The organism is Streptomyces sp. NPDC049970 (assembly GCF_040660235.1).
GTDB lineage: Bacteria > Actinomycetota > Actinomycetes > Streptomycetales > Streptomycetaceae > Streptomyces.
The window spans coordinates 1-14,173 of sequence record NZ_JBFALP010000004.1 but is presented as its reverse complement, the minus strand read 5'-3'; the positions used below and the strand labels follow the sequence as shown (position 1 = coordinate 14,173).

General features: G+C 72.9%; 14 protein-coding genes. 6 read left to right on the top strand and 8 right to left on the bottom strand.

The window, feature by feature from the left end; translation table 11 throughout:
* Nucleotides 1–6 precede the first annotated feature (6 nt).
* The 6 genes from AB0I83_RS08735 to AB0I83_RS08710 form a co-directional block, all read right to left on the bottom strand.
* Nucleotides 7–2,361: an MMPL family transporter gene (locus tag AB0I83_RS08735; protein WP_363304109.1), complete on the bottom strand. Its 2,355-nt coding sequence runs from the start codon at nt 2,359–2,361 to the stop codon at nt 7–9.
* A 225-nt stretch (nt 2,362–2,586) separates the two neighbouring features.
* Nucleotides 2,587–3,276, bottom strand: a complete 690-nt coding sequence (locus tag AB0I83_RS08730; protein ID WP_363304108.1) for a copper homeostasis protein CutC — start codon at nt 3,274–3,276, stop codon at nt 2,587–2,589.
* A gap of 179 nt (nt 3,277–3,455) precedes the next feature.
* A complete protein-coding gene (locus AB0I83_RS08725) occupies nt 3,456–4,901 on the bottom strand; it encodes a lipase family protein (protein WP_363304107.1) in 1,446 nt (481 codons plus the stop codon).
* A gap of 231 nt (nt 4,902–5,132) precedes the next feature.
* Nucleotides 5,133–5,993, bottom strand: coding sequence for a biotin-dependent carboxyltransferase family protein (locus AB0I83_RS08720; protein ID WP_363304106.1), 861 nt, complete (start codon nt 5,991–5,993; stop codon nt 5,133–5,135).
* Entirely contained in the window at nt 5,990–6,625 is a 636-nt protein-coding gene (locus AB0I83_RS08715; RefSeq protein WP_363304382.1) for an allophanate hydrolase subunit 1, read from the bottom strand. The genes AB0I83_RS08720 and AB0I83_RS08715 overlap by 4 nt, the downstream gene beginning before the upstream one ends.
* A gap of 41 nt (nt 6,626–6,666) precedes the next feature.
* Nucleotides 6,667–7,425: a 5-oxoprolinase subunit PxpA gene (locus AB0I83_RS08710; protein ID WP_363304381.1), complete on the bottom strand. Its 759-nt coding sequence runs from the start codon at nt 7,423–7,425 to the stop codon at nt 6,667–6,669.
* 82 nt (nt 7,426–7,507) lie between these two features.
* On the opposite strand from AB0I83_RS08710, the gene AB0I83_RS08705 reads away from it, so the two are divergent.
* Together AB0I83_RS08705 and AB0I83_RS08700 are read left to right on the top strand one after the other, a co-directional pair.
* Entirely contained in the window at nt 7,508–8,152 is a 645-nt protein-coding gene (locus AB0I83_RS08705; protein ID WP_363304104.1) for a hypothetical protein, read from the top strand.
* 148 nt (nt 8,153–8,300) lie between these two features.
* Entirely contained in the window at nt 8,301–9,530 is a 1,230-nt protein-coding gene (locus AB0I83_RS08700) for a Cmx/CmrA family chloramphenicol efflux MFS transporter (protein ID WP_363304380.1), read from the top strand.
* On the opposite strand, the gene AB0I83_RS08695 is transcribed toward AB0I83_RS08700, so the two are convergent.
* Entirely contained in the window at nt 9,481–9,753 is a 273-nt protein-coding gene (locus tag AB0I83_RS08695) for a DUF4031 domain-containing protein (protein WP_356531413.1), read from the bottom strand. The two genes, AB0I83_RS08700 and AB0I83_RS08695, sit on opposite strands and share 50 nt — an antisense overlap.
* Complete coding sequence (locus AB0I83_RS08690) at nt 9,750–10,118, bottom strand: hypothetical protein (protein WP_356531412.1); 369 nt, start codon at nt 10,116–10,118, stop codon at nt 9,750–9,752. Before AB0I83_RS08690 ends, AB0I83_RS08695 begins: the two co-directional genes overlap by 4 nt.
* Before the next feature lie 101 nt (nt 10,119–10,219).
* Here AB0I83_RS08690 and AB0I83_RS08685 point away from each other — a divergent pair, with 101 nt between their 5' ends.
* The 4 genes from AB0I83_RS08685 (at nt 10,220) to AB0I83_RS08670 (ending at nt 14,055) form a co-directional block, all read left to right on the top strand.
* On the top strand, nt 10,220–11,137 hold the full coding sequence (locus tag AB0I83_RS08685) for a MurR/RpiR family transcriptional regulator (RefSeq protein ID WP_356531411.1): 918 nt from the start codon (nt 10,220–10,222) through the stop codon (nt 11,135–11,137).
* Between the two features lie 74 nt (nt 11,138–11,211).
* A complete protein-coding gene (murQ, locus tag AB0I83_RS08680) occupies nt 11,212–12,171 on the top strand; it encodes an N-acetylmuramic acid 6-phosphate etherase (protein ID WP_363304103.1) in 960 nt (319 codons plus the stop codon).
* Between the two features lie 36 nt (nt 12,172–12,207).
* On the top strand, nt 12,208–13,746 hold the full coding sequence (locus AB0I83_RS08675; RefSeq protein WP_363304100.1) for a PTS transporter subunit EIIC: 1,539 nt from the start codon (nt 12,208–12,210) through the stop codon (nt 13,744–13,746).
* A 138-nt stretch (nt 13,747–13,884) separates the two neighbouring features.
* Nucleotides 13,885–14,055, top strand: a complete 171-nt coding sequence (locus tag AB0I83_RS08670; protein ID WP_356531408.1) for a hydrophobic protein — start codon at nt 13,885–13,887, stop codon at nt 14,053–14,055.
* The last annotated feature ends 118 nt before the right edge of the window (nt 14,056–14,173 follow it).

Sequence of the window (14,173 nt, the reverse complement as noted above, 5' to 3'; positions counted from 1 at the left end):
CTACTCTTAGTGACGAACGGCGGCGACGGGTGGTTCCCGGTCCTCGGGTCCTTCCGGATCGAGGTGCGGCAGGATCCGGTCCAGCCATCGCGGTGTCCACCACGCGGCGCGCCCGAGCAGGGTCATCACCGCGGGCACGAGCAGCAGCCGCACGACGGTGGCGTCGATGAGCACGCTGGCGGCGAGACCGAGCCCGAGCATCTTCACCACGATGTTGTCGCTGATGACGAAGGCCGCGAAGACGCTGACCATGATGAGCGCGGCGCAGGTGATGACCCGGGCGGTGATCTCCAGGGCGTGCGCGACGCTCGCCTTCGGGTCCCTGGTGGCCAGCCACGCCTCGTGGATCCGGGACAGGAGGAAGATCTCGTAGTCCATGCTGAGGCCGAAGACGATGGCGAACATCATCATCGGCACGTAGCTCTCGATCGGGACGTCGCCCGACACCCCGAGCGCGGGCCCGCCCCAGCCCCACTGGAAGACGGCCACCACGACCCCGTACGAGGCCGCGATCGACAGGACGTTGAGCAGGGCCGCCTTGACCGCGACCAGCACTCCGCGGAACACCGCCAGGATCACGAGGAACGCGAGTCCGACCACCACCGCGATGATCAGGGGCAGCCTGCTCGACACGATGTCGAGGAAGTCGACCTGCGCGGCCGTCGTGCCGGTCACGTAGCCGGTCGCGGCGGTTCCCGAGACCGCGCTCGGCAGGACGTCGTCCTTGAGGCGGTCGACCAGGCTCGTGGTCCGTCCGTCCTGCGGTGCGGCGACCGAGTACGCCGTGGCCGTGAGGACGTCGCCGTCCGACGTGGCGGTGAGCGGGGTGACGAAGGCCGCGTCCGGCACCTTGGTCAGGGACTGCTGGGCGCTGCTCTGCAGGGCGGACCGGTCGCTCTGCGGCACCGAGGTCTGGTCGATCACGATCGTCAGCGGTCCGTTCGACCCCGGTCCGAACGCCGAGGACATGAGGTCGTACGCCCGCCGGTCGGTGAAGGACCTGGGGTCGGCGCCGTCCCCGATGTGCCCGAGCTGGATGAAGAACACCGGGAAGGCGAGGACCGCAAGCGTGACGACGCCGCCGGCCAGGAACCACCACGGCCGGCGCTCCACCCGTCTCGCGTACCGGTGCCAGGTACCGTGCGCCGCCTCCCCGGGGCCGTGGCCCTGCTCCGGGCCACGGCTCCGAACCGCGCCCGACGCGTCCGCGGCACTGCCTCCACCGGTCGTTCCCGTAGCCGGCGGGCCTCCCTCGACCTCCGCGACCGGGGTACGGACACGGATCCGGTCGATGTACCGGCCCATCAGTCCGAGCATGGCCGGCACCAGGGTGAGCGCCCCGAGCACGGCCGTGACGACGGTGACGGCGGCCGCCACACCGAGCTTGCCGATGAAGCCGATCCCGGAGACCCACAGTCCGCAGAGAGCGATGATCACCGTGCACCCGGAGAGCAGCACGGCCCGCCCGCTGGTCGCCGTGGCACACCCGGCGGCTGCCACGGGGTCCTTGCCGTCCATCAGGTTCTGGCGGTGCCGGGTGACGAGGAACAGGGCGTAGTCGATGCCGACGCCGAGCCCGATCATGGTGGCAAGCGTCGGTGAGACGGTCGCGAAGGTGGTCGCGGCGGCCAGCAGTGCCAGCAGGCCCAGCCCGCAGACGACGCAGACGAGGGCGGTCACCAGCGGCAGCAGTGCGGCCATGAGACTGCCGAACCCGATCAGCAGCACCAGGACGGCGACGCCGAAGCCGATGGCCTCGCTGAGGCGGTCGTTCGCCGCGGGCCGGGCCAGTTCGCCGAGCGAACCGCCGTACTCCACCTCGGCGCCCGCGGCCCGCAGCGGCTCGACGGCCGAGTCCACCCCGTCGAGGTAGCCCGACCCGAGGGTGGAGGGCTGCGCGCTGAACCGGATGGTGATGTAGGCCGTCCTGCCGTCCTCGGAGAGCGGCCCCACATCCGGGTCGCCGCTTCCGGTGCTGGTGGCGGACGACAGGGGGTTCTGCGCGGACAGCACGTCCGGGAGCTTCTGGAGGCTGCCGACGACGGTCGACATCTGGCTGCTCAGCCCGGTGAGCGAGCCGTCCGCGTCGTGCACCACCACCTGGCTGCTGTAGCCGCCCGCCGACGGGGCGTGCTCCTCCAGCACGTCGAGGCCGTCCTGCGACTGCGTTCCCGAGATCGAGAAGTCGTCGGAGTAGTCGCCCCCGTAGGCGTGCTGGAGCACCTGGAGCGCGGCGAGCGCGACCAGCCACAGGACGATCACGATCACGAAGTGGCGCGCACACCACGCCCCGGTCGCGTGCAGTGCCCCCGGGCGGCTCGGCGGCGTGGCGGAGTCGCGTTCGGACCGGGACAGTGGCATGTGAACTCCGGGGACGGGCCGCACGTCTTGGAGGGTTCAGCATTCACCGGTCCCCGCACCGCGGCACGCCGGAGTGGGGGAACGGGTGAAGCGGGACCCGGCCGCCGTGACCGCCCTCAACGAGCCGCCGGACGCCGTGACCCGCCCGCCGTGAGCCGCCGGACTCCGCCGCCGTTTCCCCGCTGCCGCCCGCCGGACGCCGCTCCCGTACGCCCGCCGGGCCCGTCAGCCGTCGAGCGCCGCGCGCCACTGCCGTACGGCCGCCGCGTCCACCGGGCCCTCCCAGCCGCGCGGCCGGGCGGCACCACCGATGTGGAACGCCTCGACGCCCGCGGCGCGCAGCCTGGGCAGGTGTTCGAGCCGCAGGCCGCCGCCGACCATGATCTGCGGCTCGTACCCGGGCAGGTCCGAGTGCCCCGCCTCGGCCAGCAGGACGTCCATGCCGGCGTCGACGCCGCTCGCCGAGCCAGCCGTGAGGTAGGTGTCCAGGCCGGGCATGTCGGCCAGGTGCTTGCGCAGGACGTCACGGTCGGCCGCGCGGTCGATGGCGCGGTGGAAGGTCCAGGGGCAGCCGTTCAGCTCGGCGACGATCCGCTCGACGGCAACCAGGTCGACGTGGCCGAACGGGTCCAGGAAGCCGAGGACGAACTCCCGGGCGCCCGCCGCGCGCATCGCCCGGGCCCTCTCCACGAGTACGTCGATGTCACCCGCGGCGAATCCGTCCGCGGCCCTGAGCATGATCCGCAGCGGGATGCCGACGGCGGCCCGGATCTCCGCGAAGGTCTCCAGGGACGGCGTCAGGCCGTCGGCCGCCATGTCGGTGACCAGTTCGAGGCGGTCCGCACCACCCGCCTGCGCCGCGACCGCGTCCTCCGCGTCGAGGGCGATCACCTCCAGGACTGCACGGTTGCTCATGGTGTTCCATTCCCTCGGAGCGGCTACGGACTACAGGTCTAGTCCAATAAACCAGACTACGGGTCAGCCTCCGACGGCGCAGCTCCCCGTGTGGACGCAAGCGTGAAGATACGCGAGGCCGCGGCGGCATCCGCGGAGCGGACGCGCGCCGCGGCCTCGCGGTCACGGGATGGGCCGGGTCAGGGCTGGACGGGCATGGACCAGCAGTTGGAAGCCGCCTTCCGGCCGGAGAGGCGGTCGGTCATCCAGGAGATGGCGCCGCCCTGGTCGGTGAGGTAGGGGGCGAGGTGGTTGGTGAGGATCTTGCCCCCGAGGTTGGGCAGGAGCACGGCCTCGTAGGTGACGTTGCCGCCCTTGCCGCACCAGTCGAGCGCCAGCTGCCTGGCCTGCCCGTGGCCGACGATGTCGTCGTGCACCCCCGTCGCCAGTCGCACCGGGCCCGCCGGCTTCAGCGTGCCGATGCGCTGCCGGTCGAGAACGGCGCGGAGCTTCGGTTCGGCAGCGATGACGTCGGCGATCGGCCTGCCGTCGGCGGTCCACTTCCTGCTGTTCGTGAAGCCGTATCCGAGGATCGCGTCGCCGACGCACATGGTCGAGGTGTCCTTGAGGGCGGCCTTGCCGACGTCGTTGGTGTTCGCGTCGACCACCGCCCTCAGCGACGGGTCGGACTGGGCGAAGCCGTTGATCGACCAGCCGAGCGCACCGGCCAGGGCGCTGCCGTCGATGCCCTTCAGCACCTGGGTGAGGTCGGCGGGCGGCGCTCCCGCGTAGGTGCCGGCGAGGTTGACGTCGGGGGCGTACGAGGGCTGCAGTTCGGCGGCGGACGCGCTGGCTCCGCCGCCCTGGCTGTAGCCGTAGAGGCCGACCCGCGATTCGGGGGTGAGCGAGGTGCCGGTGACGGAGCGCGCCGCGCGGGCCGCGTCCAGGAGGGCGTGGCCCTCGTCGACCCGGTTGACGTAGGTGTGGAGCCGGTCGGTCGTGCCGAGACCCGCGTAGTCGGTGACCACGACCGCCGCGCCGGCGGCCAGGAAGCGGTAGACCGCGAGGTTGTCGTAGCCGATGGACACGGTGCCCTCGCCGATGGTCAGCGGGTGCTGGAGCGACAGCGAGGGCGCGCACTGGTCGCCCTGGCCCATCGTTCCCGAGGCCAGTGCGACCAGCGGTCGGGGACCGCCGCCCCGCCACGAGGCGGACGGTTCGATGTACGCGCCGGTGACGGCGACGGGTCCGCCTGCGGCGTCGGTGGACTTGTACATCAGCCGCGTCGCGGTTCCGGGCAGCCGGCGGCCGTCCAGGCCGGGGAGGCTGAGCCCGAGCGGCAGAGGCTCCGTACGGACGAGGGAACCGTCGGCGGCGGGCAGCTCCGCCGGCGGGTTGTAGAAGGCCGGGATGGTCACGCCCCTGGACACCACCGGCGCGGAACCGGCGTCCGAGGCGGGAAGGGCGGAAGCCGGTACGGCGACCGCGCCCAGACACGCCGCGGCGGCCACGGCGGCGGCCAGGAGGCGTCCCGCACGGCGCCCCTGCCGACGGGACTCCGGGCGGCGGGACCCGGGGGTGTGGGGTTCCGGGAGGTGGGGGGCCTGCACGGTCGAGCTCGAACGGGTGGTCTTGCGCGGACTCACGGCTCACTCCTCGCGCTGCTCCGATGAACGTGAGCGCAAGCTAGCACCGGGGCGTTACCCGTAGTAACTCCCCGGTAAGTTACGCTTCGGTAACGTGACTCCGGAGTCAGCAGTCCCCGGAGCGACTCCCTCCCGGGGACTGCCTCCTTACCCGCCGAGCACGGCCCGTCCACGGCCGAGGCCCCGCCGGACCGCCGGACCGGCGCACCACCTGGCCGGCAGACCACCGGTCTACGCCCGTACGAACCGCACCCGGGTCCCGGGGGCCGCCTGCGCGGCTTCCGCCAGCGCGGACTCGCCGACCACGCCGACGACCGGGTAACCCCCCGTCGTGGGATGGTCGTTGAGGAACACCACGGGCCGCCCGTCCGGCGGCACCTGGACCGCGCCCAGCACCATCCCCTCGCTGGGCAGTTCGCCCTCCCGCGCGCGTCGCAGGGCGGGGCCCTCCAGGCGCAGCCCGATGCGGTTGCTGCGCTCCGAGACCTGGTAGGCGGCGGTGGTGAGCGTGCGCAGCGCCTGCCCCGTGAACCAGCCGTCGCGCGGGCCGGGGTAGAGCGGCAGGACCAGCTCGGCCGGAGCGCCCGGCCAGGGCACCACGTCGGCGCACGGGACCCGGCCCGGTCTGCCCAGCGGCAGGTGGTCGCCCTCGCGCAGGACCGGCGGGCCGAGCCCCGAGAGGAGGTCGGCTGATCTGCTGCCGAGCACCGGTTCGGGCACCAGCCCGCCCGCGAACGCCAGGTAGCCGCGCAGCCCGTGGCGCGCCGGACCGGCATCGAGCACCGCGCCCTCGGGCACCCGCACCGGCGCCCCCCAGGCCACCGGGCGCCCGTCCACCGTGACCGCGCAGCCCGCTCCGCCGACGACGGCGAGCACCGACCGGACCCCGGTCGGCCGGACCGCGCAGCCCGTGAGCGTGGTCTCCAGCACCGCCGCGTCGGGGGAGTTGCCGACGAGCCGGTTGGCCAGCCGCATGGCGGGCGCGTCCATCGCCCCGGCCCGGGGTACGCCGAGATGCGCCCAGCCGACGCGGCCCTCGTCCTGCACCGTGGTCAGCGCACCGGCCCGGACCACTTCGAGCCCCGGACTCATCCGCGCGGTCCCGCCGCCACGAACCGCACCCGGGTCCCCGGCCCGAGCAGCGCCGCCGGTTCGCGCACCGGGTCCCACAGGGTCTCCGGCCCGGGCATCCGGCCGATGAGCTGCCAGCCGCCGGGGGAAGCGCGCGGGTAGACCCCGGTGTAGGGCCCCGCGAGGGCCAACGCCCCCGCCGGTACCCGGGTTCGCGGTGTGGCCCGGCGCGGCACGCTCAAGTGCCCGGGCAGGCCGGTGAGATACCCGAACCCGGGCGCGAACCCGCAGAAGGCCACCCGGAACTCCGTACGGGCGTGGATACGCGGCACCTCGTCGACGGCGACGCCCCACGTCTGCGCGACGTCGCCGAGGTCCGGACCGTCGTAGACGACGGGTATCTCGACGGCCTCACCGGCGCGCGGGCTCAGCGGCGGCACGGTCCACGAGCGCAACCGTCGGGCGAGGAGCGGGTCCTCCACCCCGTCGAGGAGCACCGTCCGCGCGCCGGGGACGATCTCGCGTACGGCGGGCAGTTCCCCGGCGGCCCGGCGACGCAGCAGTTCCGCGTGGAACGCCTCCGCCTCCTCGCCGGAATCGAGTTCCACGAGCAGTGCGCGGGGACCGGCGGCCAGCACCCGTACGCCGCCCACCTTCGCGCCGCTCACGCGGGAGCCACTCACTCGTGCGCCGCTCACGTGAAAGCCCTTACCTGGACGCCCGCTTGTTCCAGCGCGGTCCGGACCCGCCGTGCGAGCACCGCCGCGCCCGGGGTGTCCCCGTGGACGCAGAGCGACCGGGCCGCGACCGCCGTCCGGCTGCCGTCCACACCGGTCACGACCCGGTCCACGGCCATGCCGACACTGCGGCGTACGACCTCGTCGGCGTCGTGCACCACGGCGCCCGGCTCGCCCCGTGGCACGAGCGTGCCCTCGCGGGTGTAGGCGCGATCGGCGAAGGCCTCCTCCACCGCTGTCAGCCCCGCCGCCTCGGCGCGCGCGAGCAGCCTGGAGCCGGGCAGCCCGAGGACCGCCGGGCGGCCGCCCGCGAGGAGCACCCCGGCGACGACCGCGGCGGCCTGCTCGTCGTCCCTCACGACACGGTTGTAGAGGGCGCCGTGCGGTTTCACGTACGAGACCGTGGAGCCGGCGGCCTCCGCGAACACCCGCAGGGCGCCGATCTGGTACGCGGTCTCGGCGGTCAGTTCGGCCGCCGGTACGTCCATGGCGCGTCGCCCGAATCCGGCCAGGTCACGGTAGGAGACCTGGGCCCCGATGCGTACGCCGCGCTCCGCCGCCGTGTCGCACACCCGCCGCATCACGGAGGCGTCGCCCGCGTGGAAGCCGCAGGCCACGTTGGCGCTGGTGACAAAGGTCAGCAGCGCCTCGTCCTCGGTGAGGGTCCAACGCCCGAACCCTTCGCCCAGGTCCGCGTTGAGGTCGATGAGATGCATGGGTTCCGCCCGTTCCGTCACGGCCGCACGCTAGCGACCGGCCGCCCCGCCCGACAAGGTCCGGCCGCTCTACAGTCGCCCTATGACCGACGCCACCGCGCTCCGCACCCGCTGGCAGGAAGCCCTCGTCGCCTCCCGGGGCGGCGAACCGGGCCCGGACCCGCTGCCGTACGCCGACAACCTCCTGGAGCGCTGGGCCGAACCGCAGCGGCGCTACCACACCACCGCCCACCTGGAGCAGGTCCTCGACCGGGTGGACACCTTGGCCGGCCACTGCCCCGACCCGGACCTGGTGCGACTCGCCGTCTGGTTCCACGACGCGGTGTACCGCCCCGACCGCTCCGAGAACGAGGAGCGCAGCGCGGCACTCGCCGAGCGCGCCCTGCCCGAGGCCGGAGTCCCCGGCGGGGCGGCGGCCGAGGTCGCCCGGCTGGTCCGGCTCACCGTCACGCACGATCCGGCCCCGGGGGACGCGAACGGCGAGGTGCTGTGCGACGCGGACCTGGCGATCCTGGCCGCGCCTCCCAAGGAGTACGCGGCGTACGCGGCCCAGGTCAGGGAGGAGTACGGCTTCGTACCCGACGAGGCGTTCCGCGAGGGAAGGACCGCCGTCCTGCGGCAGCTGCTGGAGCTGCCCCGGCTCTTCCGCACGCCGCACGGCTCGGCGGAGTGGGAACCGAGGGCCCGGCAGAACCTGACGACCGAGCTGGAGCTGCTGACCCGCTGAGCCGGACCCGGCCGCGCGGTGGGGCCCGCCGCACAAGCGGGTCCGCGGGTGCGCCGTGGACCTGCCCACCCAGTGAGACGGGGGAATGACAGGGGCGAAAGCACTGTTGGCCACTGTCATGCCCGACTCTGCTTCCAGCCGTCCCCGCATGCCGATGGCCGTGTACATCCTCGGCCTCTCGGTCTTCGCTCTCGGTACCAGTGAGTTCATGCTCTCCGGGCTGCTGCCACCCATCGCGGACGACATGAACGTGTCGATCCCGAAGGCCGGACTCCTCATATCCGCCTTCGCGATCGGCATGGTGGTCGGCGCCCCGCTGCTGGCGGTCGCCACACTGCGGCTGCCGCGGCGTACGACCCTGATCGCGCTCATCACGGTCTTCGGGCTGGGCCAGATCGCGGGCGCGCTGGCACCGACGTACGAGGTGCTGTTCGTCTCGCGAGTGGTGAGTGCGCTGGCGTGCGCCGGGTTCTGGGCGGTGGGCGCTGCGGTCGCGATCGCGATGGTGCCGGTGAACGCGCGGGCCAGGGCGATGGCCGTGATGATCGGCGGGCTGTCGATCGCCAACGTGCTGGGCGTGCCGCTGGGCGCGTTCCTCGGGGAGAGCTTCGGCTGGCGTTCGGCGTTCTGGGCGGTGGGTGCCGCGTCCGCGGTGGCGCTGGTCGGCGTCGTCACACGCATCCCGCGCATCCCGCTTCCCGACGCGAAGCCGCAGCTCAGGCGCGAGGTCGCGATCTACCGCGACCGCCAGGTGTGGTTGTCGATCGTGATCACGGCCCTCGCGGCGGGCGGCGTGTTCTGCGCGTTCAGTTATCTCGCGCCGCTGCTGACGGACGTGGCGGGACTGAGCTCCGGCTGGGTGCCGTGGGTGCTGGCGCTGTTCGGTGTCGGCGCGATCATCGGTACGACGATCGGCGGCCGGGTCGCCGACGCGCACCTCTTCGGGGTGCTGCTGAGCGGCATATCCGCCTCGACGGTCTTCCTGGTGGCACTGGCGCTGTTCGCCTCGAACCAGGTCGCCGTGGTCGCCCTGGCGTTCCTGCTCGGGCTGTCCGCGTTCTACACGGCCCCGGCCCTCAACGCCCGGATGTTCAACGTGGCCGGCCTCGCCCCCACCCTGGCGGGCGCGACGACCACGGCCGCGTTCAACCTGGGCAACACCAGCGGCCCGTGGCTGGGCGGAGCGGTGATCGACGCCGACTTCGGCTTCCGGGCGACGGCCTGGGCGGGGGCTTCGATGCTGGTGGTGGGCCTGGTGGCGGTGGTGATCTCGATGCGGCTGCACGGCAGCACGCCGTCCCGGCGGGTCGCGGGCGCACCGGCGCACGTCAGCGCGGAGCAGGCCGCCCCTTCGGCCGCCGCAGGCCCGCTTCGGTGATCCGGCGCACGATCTCCTTCGAGCCGACCTCGCGCGCTCCGGCGCGCACCGCGTCGGCGTAGTGCGCCTCGGGGACGTCGTAGTGGTCGCGCTCGAACGCCCTCGGCGGGCAGCCGATCGCGGCGGCGAACTCGTGCAGTTCCTCGAACGACACGTCGCTGACCAGGTGTGACCACAGCCGCCCGTGTCCCGGCCAGGTCGGCGGGTCGATGTAGACCGTCACCGGCCGAGCACCCCGGCGAGCTTGCCCACCGGCGCGACGGACACGGTCGACTTCGTGCAGACCCAGTGCGGATCGGGGCCGAGCTCCGGCTCGACGTCCAGCGCGTGCGGCGCCTCACCCGTGCACACCGGGCAGAGCGGCCAGCGGCCGTACTTCTCCAGGAGCGCGTCCTGGACGTCCTGTGCCACCAGCCCGGTGACGAAGGACACGCCCTCGGGCCACTGCTCGACCCACCAACGCCGGTGGGTGACCGCGTCCTCGACCATCGAGACGATCTGGGCCTCGGCCACATCGCCCGCGACTATGTCGGCCATCACCAGCGCACGCGCGGTGTGCAGCTGCTGCTCCAGGTTGTTCAACTCCATGGCCCCATTGTCCCCCGCCGGACACGCCCGGGGACCTGCGGTACGGAAGCGGGGACAAAAGGGGGGTTGACGGGATTCCGTGGTGAAAATATCTTTCAAAGGTGACCCATGTCGTGAAGGAAAGTTTCACCGGCGACTCCCCGCCCGCGCCCGCGGCCCTCGCGGCCAAGGTGCGGACCCTCGCCCCGTCCATGACCCGCTCCATGCAGCGGGTCGCCGAAGCCGTCGCGGGGGACCCCGCCGGGTGCGCCGCCCTCACCGTCACCGGTCTCGCCGAGCTCACCGGCACCAGCGAGGCCACCGTCGTCCGCACGGCCCGGCTCCTCGGCTACCCCGGGTACCGGGACCTGCGCCTGGCGCTCGCCGGGCTCGCCGCCCACCAGCAGTCCGGCCGGGCGCCCGCCGTCACCGCCGACATCGCGGTCGACGACCCCATCGCGGACGTCGTCACGAAGCTCGCCTACGACGAGCAGCAGACCCTCGCGGACACGGCCGCCGGCCTCGACACCGTGCAGCTCGGGGCGGCCGTCGCCGCTGCCGCGACCGCCCGCCGCGTCGACATCTACGGCGTCGGAGCGTCCTCGCTCGTCGGCCAGGACCTGGCCCAGAAGCTGCTCCGCATCGGCCTGATAGCCCACGCCCACATGGACCCGCACCTCGCCGTGACCAACGCGGTGCAGCTCCGCTCGGGCGACGTCGCCATCGCGATCACGCACTCCGGATCCACCGGCGACGTCATCGAGCCGCTCCGGGTCGCCTTCGACCGCGGCGCGACCACGATCGCGATCACCGGACGCCCGGACGGACCCGTCTCGCAGTACGCCGACCACGTGCTGACCACCTCGACCGCCCGTGAGAGCGAGCTGCGGCCCGCCGCCATGTCGAGCCGCACGAGCCAGCTGCTGGTCGTCGACTGCCTGTTCATAGGCGTCGCCCAGCGCACCTACGAGACGGCCGCTCCCGCGCTGTCCGCGTCGTACGAGGCACTCGCGCACCGCCACACCCCCCGCAGCCGCTGACCCTGACCGGGCCGACGGCACCCGCACCCGCACCCGCAGAACCGTATGCGAACGAGAAAGCAGAGCCGCTGTCCATGACCTCTACCACCGACGCCGACGCCGCCCCCGACGGCTACGGCGAACTGCGCGCCCAGCTCGCCACGCTGACCACCGAGGCGTTCCGGCCGGAGCTCGCCGAGATCGACCAGCTCCCGACCCGGGAGATCGCCGCCATCATGAACGGCGAGGACGCCACCGTCCCCGCCGCGGTCGCCGAGAAGCTTCCGCAGATCGCCGCCGCGATCGACGCCACCGCCGAACGCATGGGACGCGGCGGCCGACTGGTCTACGCGGGCGCCGGCACCGCGGGCCGCCTCGGCGTGCTCGACGCCAGCGAGTGCCCGCCCACCTTCAACACCGACCCGTCCGAGGTCATCGGCCTGATCGCGGGCGGCCCGTCCGCCATGGTCAAGGCCGTCGAGGGCGCCGAGGACAGCAAGGAGCTGGCCGCGGCCGACCTCGACGCCCTGGGCCTCACCGCCGACGACACGGTGGTCGGCATCTCCGCGTCCGGCCGCACGCCGTACGCCATCGGCGCCGTCGAGCACGCCCGCGCCAAGGGCGCGCTCACACTCGGCCTCTCCTGCAACGCGGACTCCGCGCTCGCCGCCGCGGCCGAACACGGCCTGGAGATCGTCGTCGGCCCCGAGCTGCTCACCGGCTCGACCCGCCTCAAGGCGGGCACCGCGCAGAAGCTCGTCCTCAACATGCTCTCGACGATCACGATGATCCGACTCGGCAAGACGTACGGAAACCTGATGGTCGACGTACGCGCTTCCAACGAGAAGCTGCGCGCCCGGTCCCGCCGGATCGTCTCCCTCGCCACCGGCGCCTCCGACCCGGAGATCGAGACGGCCCTCGCCGCCACCGACGGCGAGGTCAAGAACGCCATCCTCACCATCCTCGGAGAGGTCGACGGACCCACCGCCGCCACGCTCCTGGCCAAGTCCGACGGCCACCTCCGCGCCGCCCTCGCGGCCGTCCGCACCACCTGACGCACCACTCCCCCGCACAGCAAGGCACCACGCACCATGGCTACTGAAGACAAGAACCGCGCCACTGCCGCCGCGATCCTGCCGCTCGTCGGTGGCGCCGCGAACGTCAGCTCGATCGCCCACTGCATGACCCGGCTCCGGCTGGGCCTGCACGACCGCTCCCTCGTCGACGACGAGGCCCTGAAGGCGGTCCCCGCCGTCATGGGCGTGGTCGAGGACGACACCTACCAGATCGTCCTCGGCCCGGGCACCGTCGCCCGGGTCACACCGGAGTTCGAGCAACTGGTCGAAGAGGGCCGCTCCTCGGAGGCGCACGTCGTCCACACCGCCGAGGAGCTGGCGGACAAGGGCGCGGCGCTGAAGGCTCAGCGGAAGGCGAAGAACGCCACCCCGTTCAAGCTCTTCCTGCGCAAGATCGCGAACATCTTCGTCCCGCTGATCCCCGCCCTGATCGGCTGCGGCATCATCGCAGGGCTCAACGGCCTGCTGGTGAACCTCGGCTGGCTGCCCTCGGTCACCCCCGCCCTGGCTGCGATGGCCTCCGGCTTCATGGCCCTGATCGCGGTCTTCGTCGGCTACAACACGGCCAAGGAGTTCGGCGGCACGCCGATCCTCGGCGGTGCGGTCGCGGCGATCATCGTCTTCCCCGGCGTCGCGAACATCGACGCCTTCGGCCAGACCCTCGCCCCCGGCCAGGGCGGTGTCCTGGGCGCGCTCGGTGCGGCGGTCCTCGCGGTGTACGTCGAGAAGTGGTGCCGCCGCTGGGTGCCGGAGGCGCTGGACGTCCTGGTCACCCCGACGCTCACGGTGCTGATCTCGGGCCTCGTCACCATCTTCGGGCTGATGTACGTCGCCGGTGAGGTCTCCACCGCCATCGGTACGTTCGCCGACTGGCTGCTCTCCACGGGCGGCGCCGGCGCGGGCTTCCTGCTCGGCGGCTTCTTCCTGCCGCTGGTGATGCTGGGCCTGCACCAGGCCCTGATCCCGATCCACACCACGCTGATCGAGCAGCAGGGCTTCACCGTCCTGCTCCCGATCCTCGCGATGGCCGGAGCCGGCCAGGTCGGCGCGGCGGCGGCGGTCTACCTCCGCCTCCCCCAAAACGAGTCGATCCGCAAGACCATCAGGTCCGCGATGCCCGCAGGCCTGCTGGGCGTCGGCGAGCCCCTGATCTACGGCGTCTCGCTCCCGCTGGGCCGCCCGTTCATCACGGCCTGTGTGGGCGGGGCGTTCGGCGGCGGCTTCGTGGGCCTGTTCAACCAGCTCGGCGACTCCGTCGGCTCCACGGCCATCGGCCCGTCCGGCTGGGCGCTGTTCCCGCTCCTGGACGGCAACCACGGCCTCGGCTCAACGATCGCGATCTACGCGGGCGGTCTGCTCGTCGGCTACGTCGCGGGCTTCGTCGCCACGTACTTCTTCGGCTTCAGCAAGTCCCTGCTCGCGGAGTTCAACGTCTCGCAGGAGCCGGCCCCTTCGACCGTCGCGAACACGGGCGCGGCCACCGGCTCGGGCAGCGGAACCGGCTCGGGCAGCGGCACCGGCGGCACTTCGACGAAGGAACCGGCCGGAGTCTGAAGGACCCGATCCGCGCAGCTCAGAGCGGGTGCAGGGCTGCGAGCGCGCACGGGGGGAGCACGGAAGATCTTTTTTCCAGGAACCATTGTGTGTAGGTAATTGATTGCCGGGCACCCGGTGCTTCGGAGGTTGATAACAATGGTTCCCCTGCTTCTCGTTCTTCTTCTCGCCCTGATCCTTTTCGGTGCCGGTTTCGCACTCAAGGCACTGTGGTGGATCGCGGTGATCGTGCTCGTGGTCTGGCTGGTCGGATTCTTCGTCCGCCCGGCAGGCGGCGGCGGCAAGCGTGGCCGGTGGTACCGCTGGTAGACGGCCACGACCAGCACTGACGCGGGCGGGGGGGGGGCGGGGGGGGGGGGCCCCCCCCCCGCCACAGCGGGCGGCCCCGGCACCCCGCCGGGGGGGGGGGGCGAGGAGGAGGGTGCGG

Coding starts and splice junctions, on each gene's coding strand:
- AB0I83_RS08735 (WP_363304109.1), bottom strand. CDS start 2,361: ATGCCACTGTCCCGGTCCGAACGCGACTCCGCCACGCCGCCGAGCCGC.
- AB0I83_RS08730 (WP_363304108.1), bottom strand. CDS start 3,276: ATGAGCAACCGTGCAGTCCTGGAGGTGATCGCCCTCGACGCGGAGGAC.
- AB0I83_RS08720 (WP_363304106.1), bottom strand. CDS start 5,993: ATGAGTCCGGGGCTCGAAGTGGTCCGGGCCGGTGCGCTGACCACGGTG.
- AB0I83_RS08710 (WP_363304381.1), bottom strand. CDS start 7,425: ATGCATCTCATCGACCTCAACGCGGACCTGGGCGAAGGGTTCGGGCGT.
- AB0I83_RS08705 (WP_363304104.1), top strand. CDS start 7,508: ATGACCGACGCCACCGCGCTCCGCACCCGCTGGCAGGAAGCCCTCGTC.
- AB0I83_RS08700 (WP_363304380.1), top strand. CDS start 8,301: ATGCCGATGGCCGTGTACATCCTCGGCCTCTCGGTCTTCGCTCTCGGT.
- AB0I83_RS08690 (WP_356531412.1), bottom strand. CDS start 10,118: ATGGAGTTGAACAACCTGGAGCAGCAGCTGCACACCGCGCGTGCGCTG.
- murQ (WP_363304103.1), top strand. CDS start 11,212: ATGACCTCTACCACCGACGCCGACGCCGCCCCCGACGGCTACGGCGAA.
- AB0I83_RS08675 (WP_363304100.1), top strand. CDS start 12,208: ATGGCTACTGAAGACAAGAACCGCGCCACTGCCGCCGCGATCCTGCCG.
- AB0I83_RS08670 (WP_356531408.1), top strand. CDS start 13,885: ATGGTTCCCCTGCTTCTCGTTCTTCTTCTCGCCCTGATCCTTTTCGGT.